The following is a 24432-nucleotide window of genomic DNA, read 5'->3' as shown; positions in this document are numbered from 1 at the left end:
TTATCTGGTAACTCTTTTTACCTTAACAGCTGCTTCAGGAATATCCTGTACCGTTCTGAATCCGATGTAACTTCTGGCAGAGTCTTTACTTTCATAATCTCTGTTTCCTGTCATCAACATATATCCTACATCTTTCCAAGAACCACCTCTTACAGATCTCTTAGCATCTTCTGTATTTTTTGTAGAAGGGTTTAAAGTAGAAGAAAAACCATAAGATGAGTTATTGTAAGCAGATTCTGTCCATTCAGAAACGTTTCCTGCCATATCAAATAATCCAAATCCGTTTTTCTTGAATTTTCTTACAGGAGCTGCATACATGTATGTTCCTTTTTTAGCATCTTCCATGTAGTCACCTCTTTTTGGCTTGAAGTTTGCAAGATAACAACCTCTGTCATCCATCAAATAAGGACCTCCCCAAGGATAAGTAGCATTTTGCTTACCTCCTCTTGCTGCATATTCCCACTCTACTTCAGTTGGAAGACGGAAATCAATTGGTCTTTGTTTTCTTCTTTTTAAACTTTCGTTATAATCAGACTTTAGTTTTGATCTGAAATTACAGTATGCTCTAGCCTGATCCCAAGTTACCCCAACAACAGGATAATCTTTGTAAGCCTTATGCCAAAAATATTGTTCAAATAAAGGTTCGTTGTACGTATAGTGGAAATCTTTTACCCAAACGGTTGTATCCGGGTAGATGGCAATACTTTCGCTTCTCAAGAAGTTAACACCTCTTTCGTTTTCAGCAAGAGCTACATCCATATCTCCCCACTTGTAATTATATTTTAATTTACTAACGTCAAGAAGTCTTTCGCTACCAACTCTAGAAGAAGCCGGTAAGTACATAGATTCTAAAACTTCAGCATATTCTACATCAGGATATTTTGAAGTATTCCAATGTAAAGGAATTTTCCAGTCTAATTTTTTAGTATCATCGTAACCGTCTCTTCCACCAGCTCCTTCAAGATATTCCTGATAAGCTGTAAGATTCTCTTCTTTTTTGGCAAGGTATGCATAATCACCGATCCCTGTGCCTTTACCACCACCTTCACCGCCTTCTCCGGCAGCTTCAGCTAACATGGTTCTTGCAATAGAGTCTCTAACATAATTGATGAACACCCTGTATTCTGCATTAGTAGTTTCTGCTTCATCCATAAAGAAAGATGATACAGTTACTGTTTTCAGTGCTGCTTTTTCAGGGCTGCCTGTGAAGTCCACATCAGCTAAACCTGCAACGAAAGATCCACCAGGAATGGCAACCATACCAAACGGTCTTTCAGCAACAAATGATTTCGTTTTTTCTCTAGGTATCAATTCCCCTTTTGTTCCGGGCTTCCCTACAGAAGAAGATCCACCACCTGAACAAGATACCGATGCTACCGACGCAGACAATAATAAAAGAAATATCCTTTTCATGTTAATTTTTATAATTAAGCCGTAAATATATAATTTTTTTAAGAAACTTTTAAGATTTTTTTTAGAATAACGAAAAAAATCTAAATTTATTTTATTTGCAAGTATTTTTACTCTACAGTTACAGATTTCGCAAGGTTTCTAGGCTGATCGACGTTCGCTCCCCTGTAAACTGCTATGTAATAAGCCAGTAACTGTAATGGAACTGAAGCAACAATTGGTGAAAAACACTCTGAAGTCTCAGGAATCTCAATCACATAATCTGCCATTGCTTTTACCTGAGTATCACCTTTATTCACAACGGCAATCACTTTTCCTTTTCTGGCTTTAATTTCCTGTACATTACTTACAATCTTGTCATAATGCCCTTTTTTAGGAGCGATGATAACAATTGGCATATTTTCGTCAATTAGTGCAATAGGACCGTGCTTCATTTCTGCTGCTGGATATCCTTCTGCGTGAATGTAAGAAATTTCTTTCAGTTTTAAAGCACCTTCAAGAGCTGCAGGATAATTGTAACCTCTTCCTAAATAAAGGAAATTAGTTGCATTGATGAAGTCCTTGGCAATACTTTGAGTTAACTCATGAGTAGCCTCCAGAACCTCTTCAATTTTTTTAGGAATTGCGTTCAATTCAGCAATTAAGCTCATAAATTCTGCGTTTCCTAAATTTCCGTTATGCTTTCCTAATTTCAATGCAATAAGTGAAAGAATAGTTAACTGTGCAGTAAACGCTTTGGTAGAAGCTACACCAATCTCCGGACCTGCGTGAGTGTAAGATCCTGCATCTGTAATTCTTGCAATTGATGAATCAACTACATTACAAATTCCGTAAATAAATGCGCCCTTTTCTTTAGCTAATTTTAGAGCTGCCATTGTATCGGCAGTTTCTCCGGATTGAGAAATAGCAATAACTACATCTTTATCTGTAATAATAGGATTTCTATATCTGAATTCTGAAGCGTATTCTACTTCAACAGGAATTCTCGCAAATTCTTCAATTAAATATTCACCAATAAGACCTGCGTGCCATGAAGTACCACAAGCGATAATAATGATTCTGTTAGCATTTTTGAATCTTTCAAGATGATCCCAGATTCCTGCCATTTTAATAATACCTTCTTCTACAATAAGTCTCCCTCTCATCGTGTCATGAATTGATTTTGGCTGTTCGAAAATTTCTTTAAGCATAAAATGCTCATATCCGCCTTTTTCGATCTGCTCCAAATTCATCTTTAGCTCCTGAATTTCAGGTACAATTTTAGAGTTATCATTAATTGTTCTAATATCCACACCATTTTCTAAAGAAAGAATTGCCATGTGACCTTCTTCCAAATAAATAGCTTCTTTGGTAAACTCTACAAAGGGTGAAGCATCTGAAGCAATAAAATATTCTTTTTCACCAATACCTATTGCTAAAGGTGAGCCCAATCTTCCTACCACCAAAACTCCAGGATAGTCTTCATGCATTACAGTAATTGCATAAGCACCGTATACTTCATTCAAAGCATATCTTACCGCAGTAGGAAAATCTGTTTCTGTGTTTAGTTCTGTAAAATATTGTATCAGATTAACTAAAATTTCAGTATCTGTTTCAGATTTAAAAGTATATCCTTTATCAGAAAGCATTATTTTAATCGTATCATAGTTCTCTATAATACCATTATGGACGATTGCTATTTTACCGTTATTAGAAACATGTGGATGAGAATTTCTATCACTGGGAACACCATGTGTAGCCCAACGAGTATGCCCCATTCCTACTTTTGCAATTCCTTTTAAATGTTCTGAAATTTCAACCAGATCATCAACTTTACCTTTTGTTTTTTCTACGTTAAAACTATTGTTTTCACCTTCCAATACAATTCCGGCACTATCATAACCTCTGTATTCTAGTCTTCTAAGACCATTAACAACTATATCATAGGCATCTTGAAACCCAGTATAACCAACTATTCCGCACATAATTTAATATCGTGTTTTTTTATTTATTTTTTACCGTAAGTCACCCTTAATTTAATCTCATAAGGCTTACTTGGATCATTATCAGGATTGGTAGGATCTGTTCCTACAAAAACAGCTCTGTCTACAGAAAACGGTCTTGTAGTAAACTGATATCCCGCAAGCGTACTTCCTGTCGAAGACTGCAGGAAATTACCCATATCTATTTTGAAATATTTATTGGTATAGTCTGCTCCCGTTTCTACAATATTTTTTAACGATTGGGTAACCGTAAAGTCATAGTATGCAGGGTTTTTATCTAAATCATAAGTTCTGATATAAGTGAAACCAGGTGTACCCGACAATTTAAGTAAATCTTCCGTAAAATTTGTAGTTGCCTTACCGTCAACAATATCTTTCTGTACAATAGTCATTAGAGAAGGCTTAGAGTACTTGTTATTCCAGGCAGTTGGATCAGTGTACATTCTGATTTTTGCACTGATGATTGCTGCTTTATTATCCTGATACAATGTTTTCAGTTTATTAATAGTAGCCTGAGGAAATTTAATTCCGATAGAATTACCACCCATTCCCTGAGCAAATAGTTTCAAATCTCCTGTTGTAGTATTTCCTGTAGAAGCCGACTGTAATGCAGAACCATTTCTGTCATACGCATAGTTTGCGATATGCACGTTTCCGTTTCCTATAGAAAAAGTGTATTTTGTCTGAGGTCTAGTTGTAGTACCACTTTCTACTTTATCAGATTTATAATACATCATCAACTCAACTGTTGAAGGTGAGAACTGCACCAAATAACCATCTTGTTGTTCGACAGAAATTCTCAAACCTCTGAAATGTCTGATGAAGCTTGCAACATCTTTTAATTCTGGTTGCCCTTTTTTAGCAATAATCTTATTTTGAAATAAAGTAGGATCCAAAGGCATTCTGAAACCAACTTCAGATGAAAATAATGAAGCATTATCAGAATCTTTTGTGATGGCAATAGATCTAACGAAACCATCAAAATCTTTAGATCCGATAGGATTTAATTGATTAAATTCATAAATTTTATTTGAATAAGCAATATCATTAAAACCGTCTAAAAATTCTGTTACTTCATGAACTTTTACAGTAAGCTTTCCGCCATTAGCTTTCGCTTTACCATATTTTACAGCCGGATATCTATTGATCACCTTTTTTGCAGGTACCGCTCCGTCAGGATAAACATAGTTCTCGTCTGTTGTAGTTGTAAGACTATCTGATGCATAAGTAGGTTTTATAACCAAAACTACAGAATCTACAACCGCATTTGTACCGAAATCAGGATCATAAGAGGGTAACCTCAACTGTGTGTAATATGCAGCTTGTTGTTTTCCAAACTGACCTTCAGAAAAGGCACCAATAGTTGCCAATCCTATTTTTGAAGCATCACTTCTGATACTGTCATTATTATTAATATTATATGCAATGACGTCATAAGACACTTCAGTACCATTCGCTGCTCCGTCTAAAAATAATTGTTCACCCAAAGAATCTGGTTCCGGTTCGCAATTATACACCAACATCCCTCCAGCAATTGCCATTGAAAGTATCGTGAAGGCTTTTTTCAAATTATAAATCATCAAAATGTTCTTTATTAATATAGTTTATTGATAGAATCTAAGTCTAAATATTCTGATTTTGAAGTAGAAGTTTCGTTAAATGCTTTATCTAAATCTCCTTCCAGAAACTCGTCTCCTTTTACAACCTCATCCACATATTTCATGCTTTCGATCACAAAGCTTTGAAAGCTTGGAGTATTTAACGCTTCTAATCCTGAAATATTATCGAATTGTAATTTTTCAACAATACTTTTATCCAAAGGTGCATCTTTTTCATTGTATAAAGATAGAACGATTTTAGCATCTTTGAAATACGTATCAGATTGATAAAAAGTTTTCAGATAAACTGGAATAAATGAAGCCATCCATCCGTTAAGGTGAATCACATCCGGTACCCAGTTGAGTTTCTTGATGGTCTCTATAACCCCTCTTGCAAAAAAGATTGCACGCTCATCGTTATCTGGGAAAGCAACGCCTTCGTCATCAAAATAGTATTGTTTTCTTTTAAAATATTCTTCGTTATCAATAAAGTATACCTGAAGTCTTTCTCCCGGAAGAGATGCAACTTTAATGATAAGAGGTTGATCTAAATCGTTGATGATAATATTCATCCCAGAAAGGCGGATTACCTCATGAAGCTGGAATTTTCTCTCACTAATCTGTCCAAATCGTGGCATAAAAACTCTTACATCATTGCCTGCGTTGTGCATTTTAAGTGCCATTTTGTTTACCACTGTTCCTAAATTTGTATCTTCCTGATAAGGGTACATCTCTGTGGTAATGTACAGTATTTTCTGATTGGGCATATAATTTTGTATAATTTTAAATAATGCTATAAGTTGCAAAATTACAAAAAAACATCCAACATTATCGTAATTAACATTTTTTTACGATAGTTCGCTCATTCAGGGTGTCAAATCGTAAAAATTAATACAAGATATTTTAGTATTTTTGAATTGCTATTAAAATAATTTATGGAAGTTCTAAAAAACAAAAAAACGCTTCAGGATTTTATTGAAAGACAGAAAGAAATGGGAAAGAAAATTGGCTTTGCCCCAACAATGGGGGCATTGCATGATGGTCATCTTTCTCTATATAAGGCAGCAAGAGCAGAAAACGACTTGGTCATTTCATCAATATTTGTAAACCCTACTCAATTCAACAATGCTGAAGATCTGAAAAAATATCCCAGAGACATCAATAGAGATCTTAAAATCCTTGAAAAATCTGGTGTAGTAGACGCCGTTTATATTCCTGAAGTAAAAGACATCTATCCTGAAAAAGCAGAAAGTCAACACTATGATTTTGATGGCTTGGAAAATGAAATGGAAGGAAAATCCCGACCAGGACATTTTGACGGTGTAGGAACTGTGGTTGAGGAACTTTTCAGACAGGTAAAACCTGATAATGCATATTTTGGTGAGAAAGACTTTCAGCAGTTGGCAATTATCAGAAAAATGACCGAGAAAAAGAAACTTCATATCAACATCATCGGAGTTGATATTTACAGAGCGGAAAATGGTCTCGCATTAAGTTCGAGAAACCAAAGGCTTACTGAAGAACGAAGAGAAGTATCTAAAGTAATTTATGAGACGCTTGTAAAAGTGAATGATTGGTTCCGAGTAATATCAATATCTGAAATTAAAAACAGAGTGAAAGATATTTTTGATGATCAAAAAGGAATGCAATTGGAATACTTTTTGATTGCTGATGAAAATACTTTAAAAGAAACTGATTTTTTTTATAAAGATAAATCATACAGAGCATTTATCGTGGTAATGGTAGACGGTGTGAGATTGATTGATAATATGCATCTGGATTAATCACCTTCTGTAAAAAATCAAAGGCTTCCTGAAGGAAGCCTTTGAACACCAAATCACAAAATATTAATATGAAAAAAATTTACTTTTCAGTAAACTAGTGACCCGGCTGGGATTCGAACCCAGGACCCATACATTAAAAGTGTATTGCTCTACCAGCTGAGCTACCGAGTCGGTCTTGTTTTTAGATTTGTTAAATTTAAAATAAATTTTAGAATTACCAAATTTTTTTTTTGCAGTGCCTGCGACTGGACTCGAACCAGCACATCCTTAGGAAACCACCCCCTCAAGATGGCGTGTCTACCAATTTCACCACGCAGGCAAAAAATTATAAAAAAATATAATATTTTTGCTAGTGACCCGGCTGGGATTCGAACCCAGGACCCATACATTAAAAGTGTATTGCTCTACCAGCTGAGCTACCGAGTCAGTCACTATATAAGCAAGTTTTCATCGTTACCAATGTCTCTTGTTTTTAGTGGTGCAAAGATAGGACTTTTTTTAATTTCTCAAAACTTTTTCGCACATTTGTTAAAAATAAATTCATGATAATTTCACTGGTCGGATACATGGGAAGTGGCAAATCGCACATTTCCAAAATTTTAAGCGATAAAATCAATTTTAGACTTATCGACCTTGACAAAGAAATTTCAAGGAGAAACAAACTAACAATCCCCGAAATCTTCGAAAAAAAGGGCGAAATCTATTTTAGAAAGCTTGAAAGAGAAATATTGGAAGAAATATTGGCTACAGAAGAAAACATAGTTCTAAGTCTTGGCGGAGGCACACCGGTATATTACAACAATATGGAAATCATCAATCATAATTCTAAAAGTGTTTTTCTGCGAACCTCTATTCCTACTTTAATAGAAAGAATTTCAAAACAAAAAGAAAAAAGACCTTTAATTGCTCATATATCAGAAGAAAACCTTCCTGAATTTATTGCCAAACATTTATTTGAAAGGAATGAATTCTACAGCAAAGCCCAATTTATCGTCTCATCAGATTCTAAAGAACCTGAAGAAATCATGAACGAAATCATTGAGAAACTGTATTTATAGATCTTTTTCTTCTTCCTTCTCAGAACTACTTTCTCCAAAAAAATCGTCCCAGTCTGTAAAATCCGAATCTACATCATTTTCTACATAACCGTCAATTTCTCTTCGGTCTTTTTTTGTAGGTCTTCCTTCACCACGGTCTCGGTAATAACTTTGTGACAATTTTCTCAGCTTAAGCAATTCATATTGTTCCTTATCGGTAACATCTTTGATATGCAATGAAACCAATTTGGCTCCTATTCTGCTTTTGGGGATTTGTATGACTTTAATTTTATAGTCAATTTGATTTTTACGGATTTTAATTACATCTCCTTCTTTTACCTCTTTAGACGACTTTACCACAGACTCTCCTATCGCTACTCTGTTCTTTTTTATCTCATCTGTAGCAATACTTCGTGTCTTGTAAAAACGAATACTCCATAAAAATTTATCTATTCTCATATTTTTTTATACTTTTGCCGTTATATTATTTGTAAAGTAATTAAAGTTTTTGAAATGAAAAAAATATTTTTTTATATCCTTGCTGGATCTTTGTGTTTTTCAGCTTGTAAGAAAGATGATGAAGTGGAAACATTCGTGGAGCCAGAAAACATTGAGGTAAGAAACACATATGATGAGCAGGCTATCCAAAAATTCATGGATAATAACTACTTAGACACACAAGGAAACATCAAAGCATTCAGCAGTACAGATGCTGCTGATGATAACTTTAAGAAATTATCAGAATTAAGTCCTGTAAAACTTCCGTCCGGTGTTATTTACATTAAAAGAGAAGGTGCACAACCGAATCCTGGAGTTGCAATAAACACCGATTCAAATGTTCCATCTACCGCAAGTCTGATCAAAACAATGATGAGAGCTACCTATTATCTAGCTACAAATAATGAAGGAAATATTGCTTTAACTTCTGCAGGTTCTCTTCAAAATACAATAGATTTGACTGGTTCTCCCATCACAGACCCCACTTTCTACTACGCTAAAAAAAACATCGTAACAGATGCAAAACCCCGAAGCTTTTATGAAATAGAAGGTCTTCAGGAAGGTCTAAAATATTTTAATGGCTTTGAAAATCTTCCAAACAGCACATTGCCAAATTTACAAGGTGTAATTATTGTACCGTCTAAAGCAGCTTATGCAAGAGATGCTAATTTTTATAATCTTCAAAATGCATGTTTCGTTTTTAACTTTCAGATTTATCATACAGAAATAAGACCTGTTGGTCAACAATAAAATAAAAAATCCGCTTCAAAATTTTGAAGCGGATTTTTTTTAGTTTAAAATTTAAATTATCTCACATTTCCCAAAATATCCGGGAAATATTTATCCGACAGATGCTCGAATTCATCACCGCGCATAAACATTGAAGCATCTACTTCTTCGTAAGAACTTCTTCCAGCAGCAGCAATTAATTCATTACACGTATGTAAAGTATTCTTGTGGAAATGATATACTCTTTCAGCTTTATCAGTCACATCAAGACCTTTAATCAGCATTTTATCCTGTGTTGCAACACCGGTTGGGCAATTGTTATTATTACATCTCAACGCCTGAATGCAGCCTAGAGAAAACATAAATCCTCTCGCATTATTGCACATATCTGCTCCCATTGCGACCGCTCTCAGAATATCTAGACTTGTCAACACTTTTCCGCTGGCAATGACTCTTAATTTATCTCTTAAATTATAGTTTTTTAAGGTACGATTTACAAATATTAAAGCAGGTTCCAAAGGCATTCCTACACCATCTGAAAATTCCGGCGGTGCAGCTCCCGTTCCTCCTTCTGCTCCATCAACAGTAATAAAATCAGGATAAATTTTCAAAACATTCATCTGAACACAAATATCTTCAAACTCTTTGGTATCGCCGATACACAATTTAAAGCCCACCGGTTTTCCGCCCGAAAGTTCTCTTAATTGTTGCACAAATTTCAACAAACCTGCGGCATCCGAAAATGATGAGTGCGATGGTGGAGAAATAATCGTTATACCCGGTTGTACATGACGGATTTTCGCAATTTCAGGAGTGTTTTTCACACCCGGTAAAACTCCGCCGTGACCGGGTTTTGCACCTTGAGATAATTTAATCTCAATCATTTTTACGTTCGAAACTGTTGAATATTTTATAAATAATTCCGGATTAAATTTTCCTTCATCATCTCTACAGCCAAAATATCCTGTACCTATTTGCCAGCAAAGATCTCCTCCTTCCAAATGATGTGGCGAAATTCCGCCTTCTCCCGTATTATGATAGAAATTTCCTTTTTTTGCACCTCTGTTTAATGAAATCTGAGCTCTGTCACTTAATGCACCAAAACTCATTGCTGAAATATTAAATAATGAAGCGTGATAAGGCTGTGTACATTGCTCACCTCCTACCCAGACTCTTGGCAATTCTTCTTTTGGAGATTTAGCATAAATAGAATGTTTGATTCCTTCATACTTTCTATGGTTGATTTCTAACTGAGTTCCAAAAGGAACCGTATCACTGAGATTTTTTGAACGTCTGTAAACTGCAGAACGCTGATTTCTTGGAAAAGGTTTACCATCTGTTTCTCTTTCAATAAAATATTGTTGCATTTCGGGAGAAATACCTTCAAAAAAATATCTGAAATATCCTAAGACCGGAAAATTTCTCAAGATTGCGTGTTTCGTTTGATAGGCATTGTAAACTCCCAACACATATATTACTGTTAAAAGTGTTGGAATCCAGTAATGCGCCTTGATCAGCAATGCGACAACCCATGTAGCAAGTACCAATACGAACCCCCAAGATAAAAACTTATCTCTCATAAAATGTAGATTTAGTAACGTTAAAAGAATAAATTTAGTTGAAATAAAGCAAACAGACTATGCTTTTGCTAAGAAACTTTCGTAAGACGATTGCACAGAAACCGTGCCATCTGACAGGATTTTTTCTAAATTCAGAAATTCAATTTGATTGATCGATGCCTGATCAAAATCTTTTTGTACTCTTACATAATTTTCTGTAAAGCCGTACATTTTTCCGTCTTTATTTTCGTGTTCCCAAAGAACAGGAAGTGTTTGCCCAAGTTGAGTTTGGTAGAAAGACATTTTCTTCTTTTCAGAAAGAATCCTAAGCATTTTGTTGCGTCTTTTTCTTTCAGGAATCGGCACTGCACCATCCATTTCGGCTGCTTCGGTATTTTCTCTTTCGGAATAGGTGAAAACGTGCAGATAACTTATAGGAAGCTCATTCAGGAAGTTATAAGTTTCCATAAACAATTCTTCCGTTTCTCCCGGAAAACCAACAATCACATCTACACCAATCGCTGCATGAGGCATAACCTCACGAATTTTCTGGACTCTGTCACTGTACAATTTGGTTAAATAACGGCGTTTCATTTTTTTCAATAAATCATCGCTTCCGGATTGCAAAGGAATGTGAAAATGCGGGACAAAACTTTTGCTTTTAGAAACCAACTCAATGCTTTCATCTTTCAAAAGATTAGGCTCAATTGATGAAATGCGGATTCTTTCGATACCTTCAACCTGATCTAATTCTTTAATCAAATCTAAAAAAGTATGCTCATGTCTTTTGTTCCCAAACTCGCCTTTTCCGTAATCACCAATATTTACACCTGTAAGAACAATCTCTTTGATTTCTCTCGCAGCAATTTCTTTTGCATTTTGCAATACATTTTCGATCGTATCGGATCGAGAAATCCCTCTTGCCAAAGGAATGGTACAGTAGGTACATTTATAATCACAACCATCCTGAACCTTCAAAAAAGCTCTGGTTCTGTCTCCTATAGAATAACTTCCGATAAAGAAATCTGTTTCTTCAATTTCGCAGGAATGTACAATACCTTCACTTTCAGATTTTTCTAAATCATCTAAATAACTTAAAATATTGAATTTTTCTTTGGCTCCAAGAACCAGATCTACGCCTGTAATCTGTGAAATTTCTTCAGGTTTTAGCTGAGCATAACAACCGACAATCACCACTAAACCTTCAGGATTGGCTTTCATCGCCCTTTTTACGTGAAGTTTACACTCTCGGTCTGCATTTTCAGTTACTGAACAGGTATTGATCACATAAACATCAGCTTTATCATCAAAACTTACCTTGTCATACCCTGCATCTGTCAGCTGACGAGCAATGGTAGATGTTTCCGCAAAATTTAATTTGCAGCCAAGCGTATGAAATGCGGCTGTTCTATGAAAATGAGACATTTATTTTTCCTGAATTTAGTAGGTGCAAAGATAATGATTTAAATATAAATTATATATTGATTCGTTTTGCCTCATCGATTACCTATATTTGCGATTACTAAATAAAAACCAATTTGGTATTTTTCACGTATATAAACGTAAATTGCAGCCTATGAATTGTAAGATCAGCCATTTTATGCAGGATTTAAATTCTTTGAACATTCAAAATCTTGAAAAATGGTTTACTGATGAAACTGTAATTTGGATTCCACCAGCAAAAGAAATTTCAGGGAAAACCCGAATTTTAGCTTTGTTCAGAGCTATCTTCAGACGATATGAAAAAATTGAATGGAGTGTTTCTGAAATTTTCCATTTGGGAAACAACAAATATTTTTACCAAACCGATTCTTTGGGAAATTTGTTGGGAAGAGACGCTTACAGAAACCAAATTTGCACCATCATCCAGTTTTCAGAGTCAGGAAAAATTCTTTATCTATCAGATTATTTTAAGGATACTGAAACATTTAATTAAAAGCCATCTCTCGCGAGATGGCTTTCTACTTTATTATTCTCTGTTCTTCACCAATACCCAACCTGTATATTTGAATAAGGTGCTCTTTTTATCATTTTCATTCCAGATTACAGAATACCAATAATTTCCTGTGGGCACATTTTTACCACCTGCGGTTCCGTCCCATTTATACTTATTAAAGCGATCTGCCTGAAAAATTTTATTTCCATATCTGTCAAAAATAGTAAATACCAAATTCTGTTTATTGGCTAATGCAGAATAATCAATAACATCATTGATGCCGTCTCCGTTTGGCGTGATAACGTTGACTAAATTAGGCACAACAATACCAACACTCACAGGCTCACAATCATAAGAATCTTTTATATAAACCACATGATCGCCTCTTCTGACATTTGTAAAGACATTAGAATCCTGCCAATTGACATTATCCATCGAATATTGATACGGTGCTTTACCACCATTTGCATTCACTGTAACAGTGGTATTAGAAATTTCAATACTTGAAATTATCGGTTGTTCAGATGCGTAGATTTTTACAGTCTGGTAAGAAATACATTCTCCGGTTTTCAATTTCACCCAATATGACCCTACCGCTACATTGGTAATCGTTTGTGTAGTTGCACCGGTACTCCATTCGTATCCGTCAAATCCTGCGCCTGCATCCAAAACCGTCTTATCTTCAATACAGATAATTTTATCTTTTAAAATAGAGGAATACACTGGAGGAATTACCTGTAAAGTAATTTTTGCAACACCATAACATCCGTTTGCGTCAATTACTTTTACGTATACCACTCCGTTTGGAGCGATGTACGCTGCGGGAGTTGATATTTCATTTGTTCCACTTACAGCATCCTGTAAAGATTTGTAATATTTTTTTGTAGTGCCTGTTTGTGAGGTCACATTCGCTGTAGTAAGGTTAAAAGATGCGGTGACTAAATTTTCCTGTAATGCGCAAAAACGCAAAGTGGCATCATTTACAATTACTTCAGGGTAGAAACTCAACGTGATAGCAGCAGTATCAGTACACCCTTCTGATGTTGTCACGAGTGCATATACGACTCCACCTGCCGAAACATATTGAGCCGGGTTTGTAATCTCAGCCGTTCCTGCATTCAGATTTGCCATTGTAGGATAATATTTTATCGTCACATTAGAACCTGTAAAAATGCCTGCAGTGGTCAGATTGAAAGTTGCTGTACCCGCTTTGTTATTGTTACACGCCATTAATGTCTTATCAAGAGCTGTAATATTTCCTTGTTTAAATTTAAACGGACTTATTTGTCGACAAAAATTAAGTGGATTATTCGGATTAGCAGGATCCTGATAACGAATACTGTAATAATATATCGTTGTCGTATTTACCGTAATGGGAACTGTAATCGGGCTGGTTCCCGCTAATGCATCGTTTTGAGTTGTATGATAAGAAATCACAAAATTAGGATTTCCATTTAAAATTCCTGAAGACAGTGAAGAAAAATCAAACACTGCAGGACTTACACATATCAATATTTCTCTTGGATCTGCCGGATTTGCTGCCGGTAATCCCGGCGGAACAAAAGGATTAGGCTGCAAGGCTGGATCTGTAAAAGGTGAAGCCAGTGTTGCTGTTCCTCCCCAAGTTAAGGAAAAAGGAGCTGTTGTTCCTGCTCCGGCGCCCACCCAATTGTCTATGTATAGATAATAAGTTTGTCCTGCTAGAACATCCATATATTGGCAATAGGGTGTTGTAGACCCTCCTGCCGCACTTATAATCGTACTCGTCATATTCAAACCTGTAGCTGCTCCTACACCAATTACAGTGGCTGCATTACAGCGAATTGGTGATCCCAAATTTCCACAGGTAACATTCGGTCCATAAACCGCCCAGTCATAGTCTGCATCAGGATCATTAGGAACCAGATTGAATGTAAGGGTTCCGCTTGTTGCAATGGTTAATTTATACCATATCGAATTATGCTCACCCGTGGTAAGACAACCTCCCAAAGACTCATTCACGGAGCCAATTCCCGTAGGACTATATGTAATACTTGAATTTCCACATACCGATAATGCGGTCGAACAATCTGCTTGAGCATTATATATCTGAAAAATGCAGCAAAGAAAAAAGAATAGAGTTTTTTTCATATTAATTTGGTTATGAGTGTTTAAGCTTTACCAAATATAATGAAATTTTAATAATAATCACCAGATAACGAATAAAACAAAATAATTCACAATAATTAATAATTTTAAATGAATAATAAATATCATAATCTGTGATCTATTTAATACTTGTCATATTCCCGCAAAGATTCTCCAAATGGAAAATTTTATGAAACGGACTTTTAACCTCATTCAAATGTTCTTTATCCTGAATAAAAGTATATCGAGACGCCAGAGAATTCATATCAGAAACTATCACAAGCCAACATTCGTCAACTGAGCGATCATAATATGGAAACTTCTCATTTTTCTTTTCTATTAATTCTAAAATTTTTTCAGAACACAACTCATCAAAAAGATTCATATTGTACTCATGGGTAATAAAAACATTTCTGCGGTGAGAAGATTTCCTGATGCTTTTCACACATCCGGAAGCTTTATTTTTTTTGATACTTTTATAAATACTTAAGACGATTTCCTGTTGTTGTTCGGGATTATCAAATTTTAAATGCCCATGAAACGATAAAAAATAAACACCACGATATTTCGTAGTGTCTTCATTTTCTAATAATATTTCTGCCTGGCGGAATATTTTATTCAAATTGCTCTCAACCTTCTTCATTTCAAGATGATTAATAACTTCAGTTAATTCTATTCCAATTTTTTTATTGTGTAATTTTGCGATAAAGTCAGGACTTTCGCAGGTAAGATTCTCAAAAGTAATTTCCGGAAAATGATGCATAAAAGAATTCAGCAACAAAATTTCTGCTTTCTTCTTATATTTTTCCCGGTCGTGAAGCTGGGATTCGTCTATCGTGCGGTGATATTTCTCCATCGGCTTCTTTGTAAGATGCCGATTCAGGTGGTACAGGCTCAGATTCTTGATTAAATCTTCATCAGAAAAAACCTTTTTCATTTTTGGAAGTTTTTGATTATCAAAAATATACACTTAAAGGTAAATACAAAAAACCAATCTACAGCAAGATTTAAAAATATTTATTATAGAATTAATGTTCAGTTTATTTTCTTATTCAATACCTTTGAATCTTTAAACACAAAACTGATTTTTTTATGGATTTTAAAAATTTTAAAATACCTTACGGCATCAATGAAAAATACACTCAGAAAGTTGCCTACTTTTCTATGGAATTTGCAATTGAGCAAGTTTTAAAAATATATTCCGGCGGATTGGGATTTCTTGCGGGTTCTCATATGAGAAGTGCCTACAACCTGAAACAGGATCTTGTAGGAATCGGGATTCTATGGAAATTCGGATATTATGATCAGGCAAGAAACCACGATCAAACTTTACAGCCAACCTGGACGAAGAAAATGTACAGCTTTCTTGAAGATACAGGAATTAAATTTCAGATCGAAATTCACAGCGCACCTGTTTGGGTAAAAGTCTGGTATTTAGATCCGGAAATTTTTCATACCGCACCGATGTTTTTCCTTTCTACCGATGTACCTGAAAACGATCATATTTCGAAAACAATCAGCCATAAACTGTATGACGCCAACGAATCTACAAAACTTGCTCAATATATTTTGCTTGGAAAAGGCGGTGCAAAATTGCTGGATGAACTGAATATTGAAAGAGAAATTTATCATTTGAATGAAGCTCACGGACTTCCTGCTGCATTTCATCTGTTAAAAAAATACAACGGAAATCTTCAGAAGGTAAAAGAGAAGTTAGTTTTTACCACACACACTCCTGAAGAGGCCGGAAATGAAAAGCACAATCTGAAATTATGCTATGATATGTCTTATTTTTCCGGATTGAGCATGAAAGAAGTAAAACAATTAGAAGGTTCAGATGGCGAATTGTTTAATCATTCTCTCTGTGCATTAAAAATGGCAAGAGTAGCAAACGGTGTTTCCCAGCTTCACGGCGTAGTTTCGAGAGCGATGTGGAGTAAATATCCCGGTATTTGCGAAATCAAATCAATTACAAATGCTCAGGAATTCAAATATTGGGGCGACAAAGAACTTTATAACGGTAAAGACGAAAATAACGACATCATTTTTGATTATCGTAAAAAACTTTTAAAGAAGAGACTGTTTAAAATCGTTGCCGATCAAACCGGGAATTTATTTGATCCTAATGTTTTCACAATTGTTTGGGCAAGAAGATTTGCAGGATACAAACGTGCAGACTTATTATTGCACGACAAAGACCGATTTTACAGATTATTAAATAACCCAAAATATCCTGTGCAGATTATATGGGCAGGAAAACCTTATCCGATGGATTATTCTTCAGTTTCTACCTTTAATACGCTGGTTGAAGAGAGTAAAAATCATAAAACCATGGCAGTTTTAACCGGTTATGAGTTGGCTTTAAGCAAATCTTTAAAGCAGGGTTCAGATTTATGGCTGAATAATCCGAGAGTACCAAGAGAAGCATCTGGAACTTCCGGAATGTCGGCTGCTATGAACGGTTCTGTTAATCTTTCAACAGATGACGGCTGGATTCCCGAGTTTGCGAAACATGGTGAAAATTCTTTCGTAGTACCAAAATGTGATTACGAAAACATGAGTATTTATGAGCAAGATAATTATGATCTGAATAAATTATACGAAATTCTTGAAAACGAAATTTTGCCAACCTATTACGATGACACGAATAAATGGAGAAAAATACAGCAAAATGCAATGAATGACGTTAAAGATCAATTCAACAGTGACCGAATGGCTGATGAATATTATCAAATTCTTTACAAATAAAACAAAACCCGTCCGTGATAATTTCACGGACGGGTTTTTATTAAAGTAAAATTTATTTTTAAGATTTAAGATTTTGTAACTGAAACTCCAATTTCGTAAACGTTAGCATTTTTCAAATACTTAGAACGTTCTCTTGAAGTAACCGACTCAAACTCACCATTTTTTAAAACAATAATAGGATCTTCGCTGTTTTCGATCTCAAAACTTGCTAAATATCTCTCATCTGGTGGAGATTGTGTAAGCTTTGCCTTAATTTTCTGTAATTCATCTGCATAGTTTCTGAATCCTTCGTCAGATGAATGAATAAATTTGTATTCATCGCCCGCTTCAACATGATAATGCAGTTTTTTTTCTACCAAACCAGCCTCTGAAGTTATTTGAGGATTGTCGTTTCCGTCTCTAAATGCGACTTCCACTACTTTACCGCTATGCTCTTCTGAATGTCTTACTGCATCTTCATAACTTGAAAAACCTGTATAAAGAATTTGGTCTTCAAGTTCATATTTATTGATTTTCTGATCGTGCGCATTCGTTTCCATAATTATTTATTTTTAATGTAAAAGAATACATTCAATTTTACTGCCAAATTACATTCCCCAAAAGCTTTTCAGTGCAAATTGATAAAATTGTTATCTTTGGATTCCTTTATTTTTAAAAAATGAAAAAACTCTTACTTACCCTTAGTCTTGCTATGGTACCTCAAAATGTAGCTGCGCAGGAAATTACTTTAGATAAAATATATTCAGGATATTACCGTGGAAAAGGCATTGCGGGAATTACCTCTATGAAAAACGGTGAAAATTATCTCGTCATCGAACAAGGCGGAATTGCAAAATATTCTTATAAAACCTCTCAGAAAGAAGGAAATTTGGTTGACGGCAGTTTTGAGAGCTATGAATTCTCTTCTGATGAATCTAAAATCCTTCTGTTAAAAGAAAGTCAGCCTATTTACAGACATTCTTTTTTAGGAAAATTTGACATTAAAGATTTAAAAACAGGAAAAACGATAAGTCTGAATGAAGGAAAATTTGTTCAGGAACCAAGATTTTCTCCTGATGCTTCAAAGATTTCTTTCATTGTTGATAATAATTTATTTTATCAGGATTTTAATTCAGGAAAAATAACGCAGATTACGGAGCACGGTGTTAAAAACAAAGTATTGAATGGTCTTGCAGACTGGGTGTATGAAGAAGAATTTGGGCACGCAAGATTATATGAATGGACGAAAAATTCAGCCGATATTCTGTTTGTAAAATTGGTAGAAACTGATGTTCCGGAAATCTTCATTCCGGTTTACGGAAAATCACTTTATCCAGGTGAAATGCGTTACAAATATCCGAAAGCAGGAGAAAAAAACTCTATTGCAACGGCACACATCTATCATTTGGCAGATGGAAAAAAGACAAGAGTCAATTTAGATCAATTCAAGAATTATTATATTCCAAATGTGATACAAACTTCAAATGCGGATGAAATTGTTCTGATTACTTCACAAAGAACACAAAACGCTTCAGATGTTCTGAAAGTGAATACAAAAACTGGAGTAGCAACAAAACTATTCACAGAAACTGACGAGAAGTGGATCGATACAGATAATGTGACATTGGAATTTTTGGAAGACAACTCATTTCTCTGGGCTTCTGAAAGAGATGGCTTCCGTCATTTGTATTGGTTTGACAAAGATGGAAAGCTGAAAAAACAGGTTACCAAAGGAAATTGGGAAGTGACAGATTATTATGGTTACAACCCGAAATCTAAAGAAATATTTGTTCAGACAACGGAAAAAGGAAGCATCAATAAAGTGGTTTCTAAAATCAATATTGAAAATGGAAAAATGCAGTTGATTTCTAATACTGAAGGAAACAACTCGGCTAATTTTAGTAAGAATTTTAATTATTTTATTGAAACTTCATCTACCGCTTCTAAACCTTATTCTTATGTTTTGAAAGATGGAAACGGAAAACAATTAAAAGAACTCCAAAACAATGATGATCAGCTGAAAAAATTGCAGGCAGATAATTTTGCTGTAAAAGAATTTATTACGATTCCAAATGCAGCAGGAGATCAGATGAATGCTTGGATTATTAAGCCCAAAAATTTTGATCCGAACAAGAAATATCCATTATTTATGTTCCAATATTCCGGTCCGGGATCGCAGCAGGTTGCAAATTCTTGGGACAACGGAAATGCACTTTGGTTTGAAATGCTTGCACAAAAGGGGTATATCATTGCTTGTGTTGACGGAAGAGGAACAGGTTTCAAAGGTGCCAAATTCAAAAAAGTAACATATAAAAATTTAGGGAAATACGAAATTGAAGATCAGATTACAGCTGCAAAATGGTTCGGAACTCAAAAATACATCGACAAAACAAGAATCGGAATTTTTGGATGGAGTTTTGGAGGTTATATGGCAAGTTTGGCGATGACCAAAGGTGCTGATGTTTTCAAAACAGGAATTGCAGTTGCACCAGTGACCAATTGGAGATACTATGATTCTGTTTACACCGAAAGATTTTTGCTGACACCACAGGAAAATCCTGCCGGATATGATGACAATTCACCGACAACTTACGCCAATTTATTGAAAGGTAAATTCTTATTAATCCACGGAACTGCCGATGATAATGTACATTTTCAAAATTCTATGGAATTTTCTGAAGCTTTGATTCAAAACAAAAAACAATTTGAATTCATGGCTTATCCCGATAAAAACCACGGAATTTATGGCGGACAGACGAGACCACAGTTATATCAGAAAATGACGGATTTTATTTTGGAGAATCTTTAATTTTACAATAAGTTTAAATAAAAAACCGAATCTTTATGATAAGATTCGGTTTTTCACTTTCTTGATTTCCATGTATCAGGATTTCTTGAATCGTGAAATACTGAATATATTTCAATCAAATTTTTTTCTTCATTGTATTTATAATGAACACCAAACGGAAACCTTTTTAGATACGCAATTCTGAAATTTTCATATCTGATTTCACAGGATAAAGGATTTTCTGAAATGTATTTTGCTTTTGTTTTAAAATCTTTTAAAAACATCCAAATAAGTTTCTTATCAATTACATTATACCAATCTGCTATTTCATTTAAGTCAAAATCAGCGTTTTTAGAAATAACTATTTTAGCCTTTTTCATTTAATAATTTTCTTTCAAAATCATCAATAAAATCATCAAAATCTAAAAGTGACTCAGGGTTTTCCTTGGCATATTCCGCTCGTCTCAAAACCTCGTTTTTCTGCCAATTCGGAATAGATAAATCTTCCTCAATAGTTATTGAGATGGGTTTTTTTTTGTAGGCAGCTTTTATACTTTTAATTAAATCATCATTAATTTCGTCAGCTGATGACAAATGAAATACTGTATTCATATTTGCTTTTATTACTCAAAGTTAATAAAATTCAATTATTATATTAAAAATTTTATATTTGTGAAATTGTAAAAATCTTAATACATGAAAACCAAACACCCAAAAGGCCTTCCCTATTTATTCTTCACAGAAATGTGGGAGCGTTTCGGCTATTATCTTATCCTCGGAATTTTCGTTCTGTACATGATCGACAGCGAAAAAGGCGGATTGGCTTTTGACGATAAAAACGCTGATGATATTTTCGGAACTTTTATCGCATTGACATATTTGACACCTTTCTTAGGTGGGTTTTTAGCTGACAGGGTTTTAGGATATATCAAGGCCATCTACATCGGAGGATTTTTGATGGGATTAGGTTATATCGGAGTGGGACTTTTTAAAGAACTTCCGCTTTTTTATGCGTCTTTAGCCTTAATTATTATAGGAAATGGTTTTTTTAAACCAAGCATCTCCACACTTTTAGGAAACTTGTATAACGAAGAACCCTACAAAGCCAATAAAGATGCTGGTTACAACATTTTCTACATGGGAATCAACATCGGAGCTTTTGTCTGCAACATTATCGCAGCATTTATGCGTAATAAATACGGATGGGGTCCAGCTTTCATGACTGCAGGTGTAGGAATGTTTGTCGGATTATTGGTTTTCACAATCGGGAGACAACATATTCTTCAGGCTAATATTTTGAAACCTGTACAGGAAGGCGACACGAAGATTTCTGACGTATTGGTAAAAGTATTCTTACCTGCCGTTATTTTTGGATTGATCGGATGGTTCATCCCTAATAATATTTTTGGAAGTGACAGTACAGATGCGTTTATTTTTGCATGTGTTCCCGTGATTTATTTTTATGTAATGCTCTATGTAAAAGCCAATGCAGAAGATAAAAAACCAATTGGTGCCTTGCTTGCCATTTTTGCAGTAAGTTTAATGTTCTGGGCAGTTTTCAAACAAAACGGAACTGCATTAACTCGTTGGGCAAATTATTACACCGACAGAACTGTTCCTGCTCCTCTGGAAAAACCTTTAGAAGCAATTTATTTGGTGGATAAAAAAGATTTTCAGGATCAAGAAGTTTCTGTTTATGACAATCAGTATCAAGCTCAAAAAGATAAAGCCGGAAAACCTTTAAAAGAACAGGGAAAAGATGTTTATTTCAGAAATATCTCTGAAACTGAGCGTTCAAAATTAGAAAAAGATCCTACAAAAGATGTTAATTTATACAATACAGAATTATTCCAGTCGATTAATCCGGGTTGGGTGATTGTACTCACGCCGGTAGTGGTAGCATTTTTCATGATGCTTCGCAGGAAAGGAAAAGAACCGAGTACACCTTCAAAAATTGTATTAGGATTATTTATTTCTGCATTGTCATGTTTGGTTATGGTGGGAGCGGTGTACGCCGGACAGAACGGTTTGGTAAAAGTATCCGCCTTATGGCTAATTGCTGCATATGGAGTGATTACAGTAGGTGAACTTTGCCTTTCGCCCATGGGATTATCTTTAGTTTCAAAACTTTCGCCTCCGAGATTAACGGCATTAATGATGGGAGGATTTTTCCTTTCTACCTCAATCGGGAACAAACTTTCAGGAGTTTTAGCGAGTTTTTGGTATGATTACGATAATAAAGCCAATTTCTTTATCGTGAATTTTGGTCTTTTACTTTTAGCAACACTTTTAGGATTATCCATTTTAAAAAGATTAAATAAAATAATGAAAGAAAAAGGAGTTAATTAATTCTTTTATTCTTCAACATAACCAAAGCTGTAGATTATTCTGCAGCTTTTTTGTTTAAAATAAAAAATTAAAACCTTGTCAAAAACGCAAAAAAAACTATATTTGTGGGTCTTAACAAAAAATTAACAATTAATATATGGATACAGCGGTTCAGCCAAAAACTAAACACCCTAAGGGATTATGGGTTCTATTCGGAACAGAGATGTGGGAGCGTTTCAACTTCTACGGTATGAGGGCATTGCTTACTTTATTTATGGTAAATTCTCTCCTAATTAAAGAAGCAGATGCAGCAATTATTTATGGTGGTTTCTTGGCTTTATGTTATCTGACCCCACTTTTAGGAGGTTTCATCGCAGATAAATACATTGGTAACAGAAATGCAATTTTAGTAGGTGGTAGTTTAATGGCGATCGGGCAATTGCTTTTATTTTTCAGTGCTTCTACTTTTTCTGATAACCTTGGAGGTGCAAAAACTCTAATGTGGTTGGCTCTATTCATTATTATTTTTGGAAATGGATTTTTCAAACCGAATATTTCCTCAATGGTAGGAAGTCTTTATCCAAAACAGGAAAAGTCTAAACTAGATTCAGCGTTTACCATTTTTTATATGGGAATTAATATTGGTGCATTTTTAGGCCAGTTCATTTGTCCATATTTAGGAGATGTAAAAGATTCTGAAGGCGTTAGAGATATTTTCGCATTCAAATGGGGATTCTTAGCTGCTTCAATCGCAATGCTTATAGGTACAGTAACATTCTTTATTCTTAAAAATAAGTATGTAGTAACACCAGAAGGGAGACCTATCGGTGGATTACCAAAAAACAATACAAGTGATGATTTTGAAGAAGGAGAAACGCAAACTGCAGAATTTTCTGGTAAAAACATGGGAATTGCAGCAATATTATTCGTTGCGCTTTTCTTTGTTTTCAGATATATCTTAGTGGGAGAATTCGGATTCAGTTCTGTAGGAATGGGACAGTTGATAAAAGGAATAATTTATCCATTTATCTATGCAGCAGGAATTGCACTGGCATTCTTAATTATGAGCTCCGCTGAAAACAAGATAGAAAGACAAAGAATTTGGGTTATTTATATCGTTTCATTCTTTATTATTTTCTTTTGGGCAGCTTTTGAGCAGGCTGGTTCATCATTAACTTTCATTGCAGATAATCAAACTGACAGAGATATTTTTGGATGGAATATGCCACCATCAATGGTTCAGATTTTCAACGGATTATTTGTTGTGGCTTTAGCTTTGCCATTCAGTTTACTTTGGGACAAATTAAGAGCAAAAGGAAAAGAACCCGTTTCTCCAATGAAACAGGCAATCGGACTTGCTTTAATTGCTTTAAGTTATTTCATTATTGCTTATAACGTAAAAGATTTAGGAAATACAGGTCTATTAGCTATCAAGTGGTTAATGTTATTATACTTAATCCAAACAATGGGTGAGCTTTGTTTATCACCAATTGGATTATCATTAGTTGGTAAATTAGCTCCAAAAAGATTTGCATCTTTACTTTATGGAGTTTTCTTCATCTCCAATGCAGCAGGCTATGCATTAGCAGGCTCATTAGGCGCAATTATTCCTGCAACTGGAGATAAGTTTGTGAAGGCTGAAAAGTTAGGGGTAAACCTTCAAGACGTTTTAGACAAAAAAGTAACCCTTACACCAGAGCAGGTTGCATTATTTGAGAAAGAACAATTACCTATGGCAAATACAACATTTGCCGGAGTAGAAATTCATAACTTATTTGAATTTTTTATGGTATTTGTGGTATTGTGTGGAATTGCAGCCGTAATTCTTGCCATTTTATCACCGAAATTAAAGAAAATGATGAATGGCGTTAGCTAAAATCATTTAAAATAATATTCAAACCTCTGATTTTTTCAGAGGTTTTTTTTTAC

General features: G+C 34.8%; 20 protein-coding genes and 3 tRNA genes. 8 read left to right on the top strand and 15 right to left on the bottom strand.

The window, feature by feature from the left end; all coding sequences use genetic code 11:
* From porK to ACZZ9T_RS07570, 4 genes are all read right to left on the bottom strand, one after another.
* Positions 1-1413: a T9SS ring complex lipoprotein PorK/GldK gene (gene porK / locus ACZZ9T_RS07585; RefSeq protein ID WP_463441559.1), complete on the bottom strand. Its 1413-nt coding sequence runs from the start codon at positions 1411-1413 to the stop codon at positions 1-3.
* Between the two features lie 107 nt (positions 1414-1520).
* Positions 1521-3374, bottom strand: a complete 1854-nt coding sequence (gene glmS, locus ACZZ9T_RS07580; protein ID WP_463441558.1) for a glutamine--fructose-6-phosphate transaminase (isomerizing) — start codon at positions 3372-3374, stop codon at positions 1521-1523.
* A gap of 23 nt (positions 3375-3397) precedes the next feature.
* On the bottom strand, positions 3398-4972 hold the full coding sequence (locus ACZZ9T_RS07575; protein ID WP_463441557.1) for a DUF4270 family protein: 1575 nt from the start codon (positions 4970-4972) through the stop codon (positions 3398-3400).
* 14 nt (positions 4973-4986) lie between these two features.
* Positions 4987-5757, bottom strand: coding sequence for a glycogen/starch synthase (locus ACZZ9T_RS07570; protein ID WP_463430987.1), 771 nt, complete (start codon positions 5755-5757; stop codon positions 4987-4989).
* A 168-nt stretch (positions 5758-5925) separates the two neighbouring features.
* Here ACZZ9T_RS07570 and panC point away from each other — a divergent pair, with 168 nt between their 5' ends.
* On the top strand, positions 5926-6774 hold the full coding sequence (gene panC, locus ACZZ9T_RS07565; RefSeq protein ID WP_463441556.1) for a pantoate--beta-alanine ligase: 849 nt from the start codon (positions 5926-5928) through the stop codon (positions 6772-6774).
* A gap of 98 nt (positions 6775-6872) precedes the next feature.
* Here the strand turns inward: panC and ACZZ9T_RS07560 are convergent.
* The 3 genes from ACZZ9T_RS07560 to ACZZ9T_RS07550 form a co-directional block, all read right to left on the bottom strand.
* Positions 6873-6945: transfer RNA gene (locus tag ACZZ9T_RS07560), tRNA-Lys, on the bottom strand.
* A gap of 65 nt (positions 6946-7010) precedes the next feature.
* A tRNA-Leu gene (locus ACZZ9T_RS07555) sits at positions 7011-7093 on the bottom strand.
* A gap of 34 nt (positions 7094-7127) precedes the next feature.
* Positions 7128-7200, bottom strand: a tRNA-Lys gene (locus tag ACZZ9T_RS07550).
* 116 nt (positions 7201-7316) lie between these two features.
* Here ACZZ9T_RS07550 and ACZZ9T_RS07545 point away from each other — a divergent pair.
* Positions 7317-7832, top strand: coding sequence for a shikimate kinase (locus ACZZ9T_RS07545; protein ID WP_463441555.1), 516 nt, complete (start codon positions 7317-7319; stop codon positions 7830-7832).
* Here the strand turns inward: ACZZ9T_RS07545 and ACZZ9T_RS07540 are convergent.
* The gene (locus ACZZ9T_RS07540; protein ID WP_463441554.1) at positions 7827-8270 is read right to left on the bottom strand and encodes an RNA-binding S4 domain-containing protein; all 444 of its coding nucleotides are present in this window, start codon (positions 8268-8270) and stop codon (positions 7827-7829) included. The genes ACZZ9T_RS07545 and ACZZ9T_RS07540 overlap by 6 nt on opposite strands.
* A gap of 54 nt (positions 8271-8324) precedes the next feature.
* Here ACZZ9T_RS07540 and ACZZ9T_RS07535 point away from each other — a divergent pair, with 54 nt between their 5' ends.
* Positions 8325-9059, top strand: a complete 735-nt coding sequence (locus ACZZ9T_RS07535; protein ID WP_463430981.1) for a hypothetical protein — start codon at positions 8325-8327, stop codon at positions 9057-9059.
* Positions 9060-9115: 56 nt separating this feature from the next.
* On the opposite strand, the gene ACZZ9T_RS07530 is transcribed toward ACZZ9T_RS07535, so the two are convergent.
* Together ACZZ9T_RS07530 and mtaB are read right to left on the bottom strand one after the other, a co-directional pair.
* Positions 9116-10618, bottom strand: a complete 1503-nt coding sequence (locus ACZZ9T_RS07530; RefSeq protein WP_463441553.1) for an FMN-binding glutamate synthase family protein — start codon at positions 10616-10618, stop codon at positions 9116-9118.
* A gap of 57 nt (positions 10619-10675) precedes the next feature.
* Positions 10676-12022 carry a tRNA (N(6)-L-threonylcarbamoyladenosine(37)-C(2))-methylthiotransferase MtaB gene (gene mtaB, locus ACZZ9T_RS07525; RefSeq protein ID WP_463441552.1) on the bottom strand — a complete coding sequence of 449 codons (1347 nt, stop codon included), beginning with the start codon at positions 12020-12022 and terminating at the stop codon, positions 10676-10678.
* 151 nt (positions 12023-12173) lie between these two features.
* Between mtaB and ACZZ9T_RS07520 the strand changes: the two genes are divergently transcribed.
* Positions 12174-12533: a nuclear transport factor 2 family protein gene (locus ACZZ9T_RS07520; protein ID WP_463430975.1), complete on the top strand. Its 360-nt coding sequence runs from the start codon at positions 12174-12176 to the stop codon at positions 12531-12533.
* A 33-nt stretch (positions 12534-12566) separates the two neighbouring features.
* Here ACZZ9T_RS07520 and ACZZ9T_RS07515 read toward each other — a convergent pair whose 3' ends face one another.
* Positions 12567-14663, bottom strand: coding sequence for a T9SS type B sorting domain-containing protein (locus tag ACZZ9T_RS07515; RefSeq protein ID WP_463441551.1), 2097 nt, complete (start codon positions 14661-14663; stop codon positions 12567-12569).
* Positions 14664-14799: 136 nt separating this feature from the next.
* On the bottom strand, positions 14800-15597 hold the full coding sequence (locus tag ACZZ9T_RS07510; RefSeq protein ID WP_463441550.1) for a hypothetical protein: 798 nt from the start codon (positions 15595-15597) through the stop codon (positions 14800-14802).
* Between the two features lie 155 nt (positions 15598-15752).
* Between ACZZ9T_RS07510 and glgP the strand changes: the two genes are divergently transcribed.
* Complete coding sequence (gene glgP / locus ACZZ9T_RS07505) at positions 15753-17408, top strand: alpha-glucan family phosphorylase (protein WP_463430969.1); 1656 nt, start codon at positions 15753-15755, stop codon at positions 17406-17408.
* A gap of 65 nt (positions 17409-17473) precedes the next feature.
* On the opposite strand, the gene ACZZ9T_RS07500 is transcribed toward glgP, so the two are convergent.
* Positions 17474-17947: a hypothetical protein gene (locus tag ACZZ9T_RS07500; RefSeq protein ID WP_463441549.1), complete on the bottom strand. Its 474-nt coding sequence runs from the start codon at positions 17945-17947 to the stop codon at positions 17474-17476.
* Between the two features lie 119 nt (positions 17948-18066).
* On the opposite strand from ACZZ9T_RS07500, the gene ACZZ9T_RS07495 reads away from it, so the two are divergent.
* A complete protein-coding gene (locus tag ACZZ9T_RS07495) occupies positions 18067-20196 on the top strand; it encodes a S9 family peptidase (protein ID WP_463441548.1) in 2130 nt (709 codons plus the stop codon).
* A 53-nt stretch (positions 20197-20249) separates the two neighbouring features.
* Here ACZZ9T_RS07495 and ACZZ9T_RS07490 read toward each other — a convergent pair whose 3' ends face one another.
* Positions 20250-20555, bottom strand: a complete 306-nt coding sequence (locus ACZZ9T_RS07490; RefSeq protein WP_463441547.1) for a type II toxin-antitoxin system RelE/ParE family toxin — start codon at positions 20553-20555, stop codon at positions 20250-20252.
* Entirely contained in the window at positions 20542-20787 is a 246-nt protein-coding gene (locus tag ACZZ9T_RS07485) for a hypothetical protein (protein ID WP_463441546.1), read from the bottom strand. The genes ACZZ9T_RS07490 and ACZZ9T_RS07485 overlap by 14 nt, the downstream gene beginning before the upstream one ends.
* 84 nt (positions 20788-20871) lie before the next feature.
* On the opposite strand from ACZZ9T_RS07485, the gene ACZZ9T_RS07480 reads away from it, so the two are divergent.
* Together ACZZ9T_RS07480 and ACZZ9T_RS07475 are read left to right on the top strand one after the other, a co-directional pair.
* Positions 20872-22524 carry a peptide MFS transporter gene (locus ACZZ9T_RS07480; RefSeq protein ID WP_463441545.1) on the top strand — a complete coding sequence of 551 codons (1653 nt, stop codon included), beginning with the start codon at positions 20872-20874 and terminating at the stop codon, positions 22522-22524.
* Between the two features lie 136 nt (positions 22525-22660).
* The gene (locus ACZZ9T_RS07475) at positions 22661-24379 is read left to right on the top strand and encodes a peptide MFS transporter (RefSeq protein WP_463441544.1); all 1719 of its coding nucleotides are present in this window, start codon (positions 22661-22663) and stop codon (positions 24377-24379) included.
* Positions 24380-24432: the final 53 nt, after the last annotated feature.

This window comes from Chryseobacterium sp. AC417 (assembly GCF_979258215.1).
This window is presented reverse-complemented; position numbering and strand designations above follow the sequence as displayed.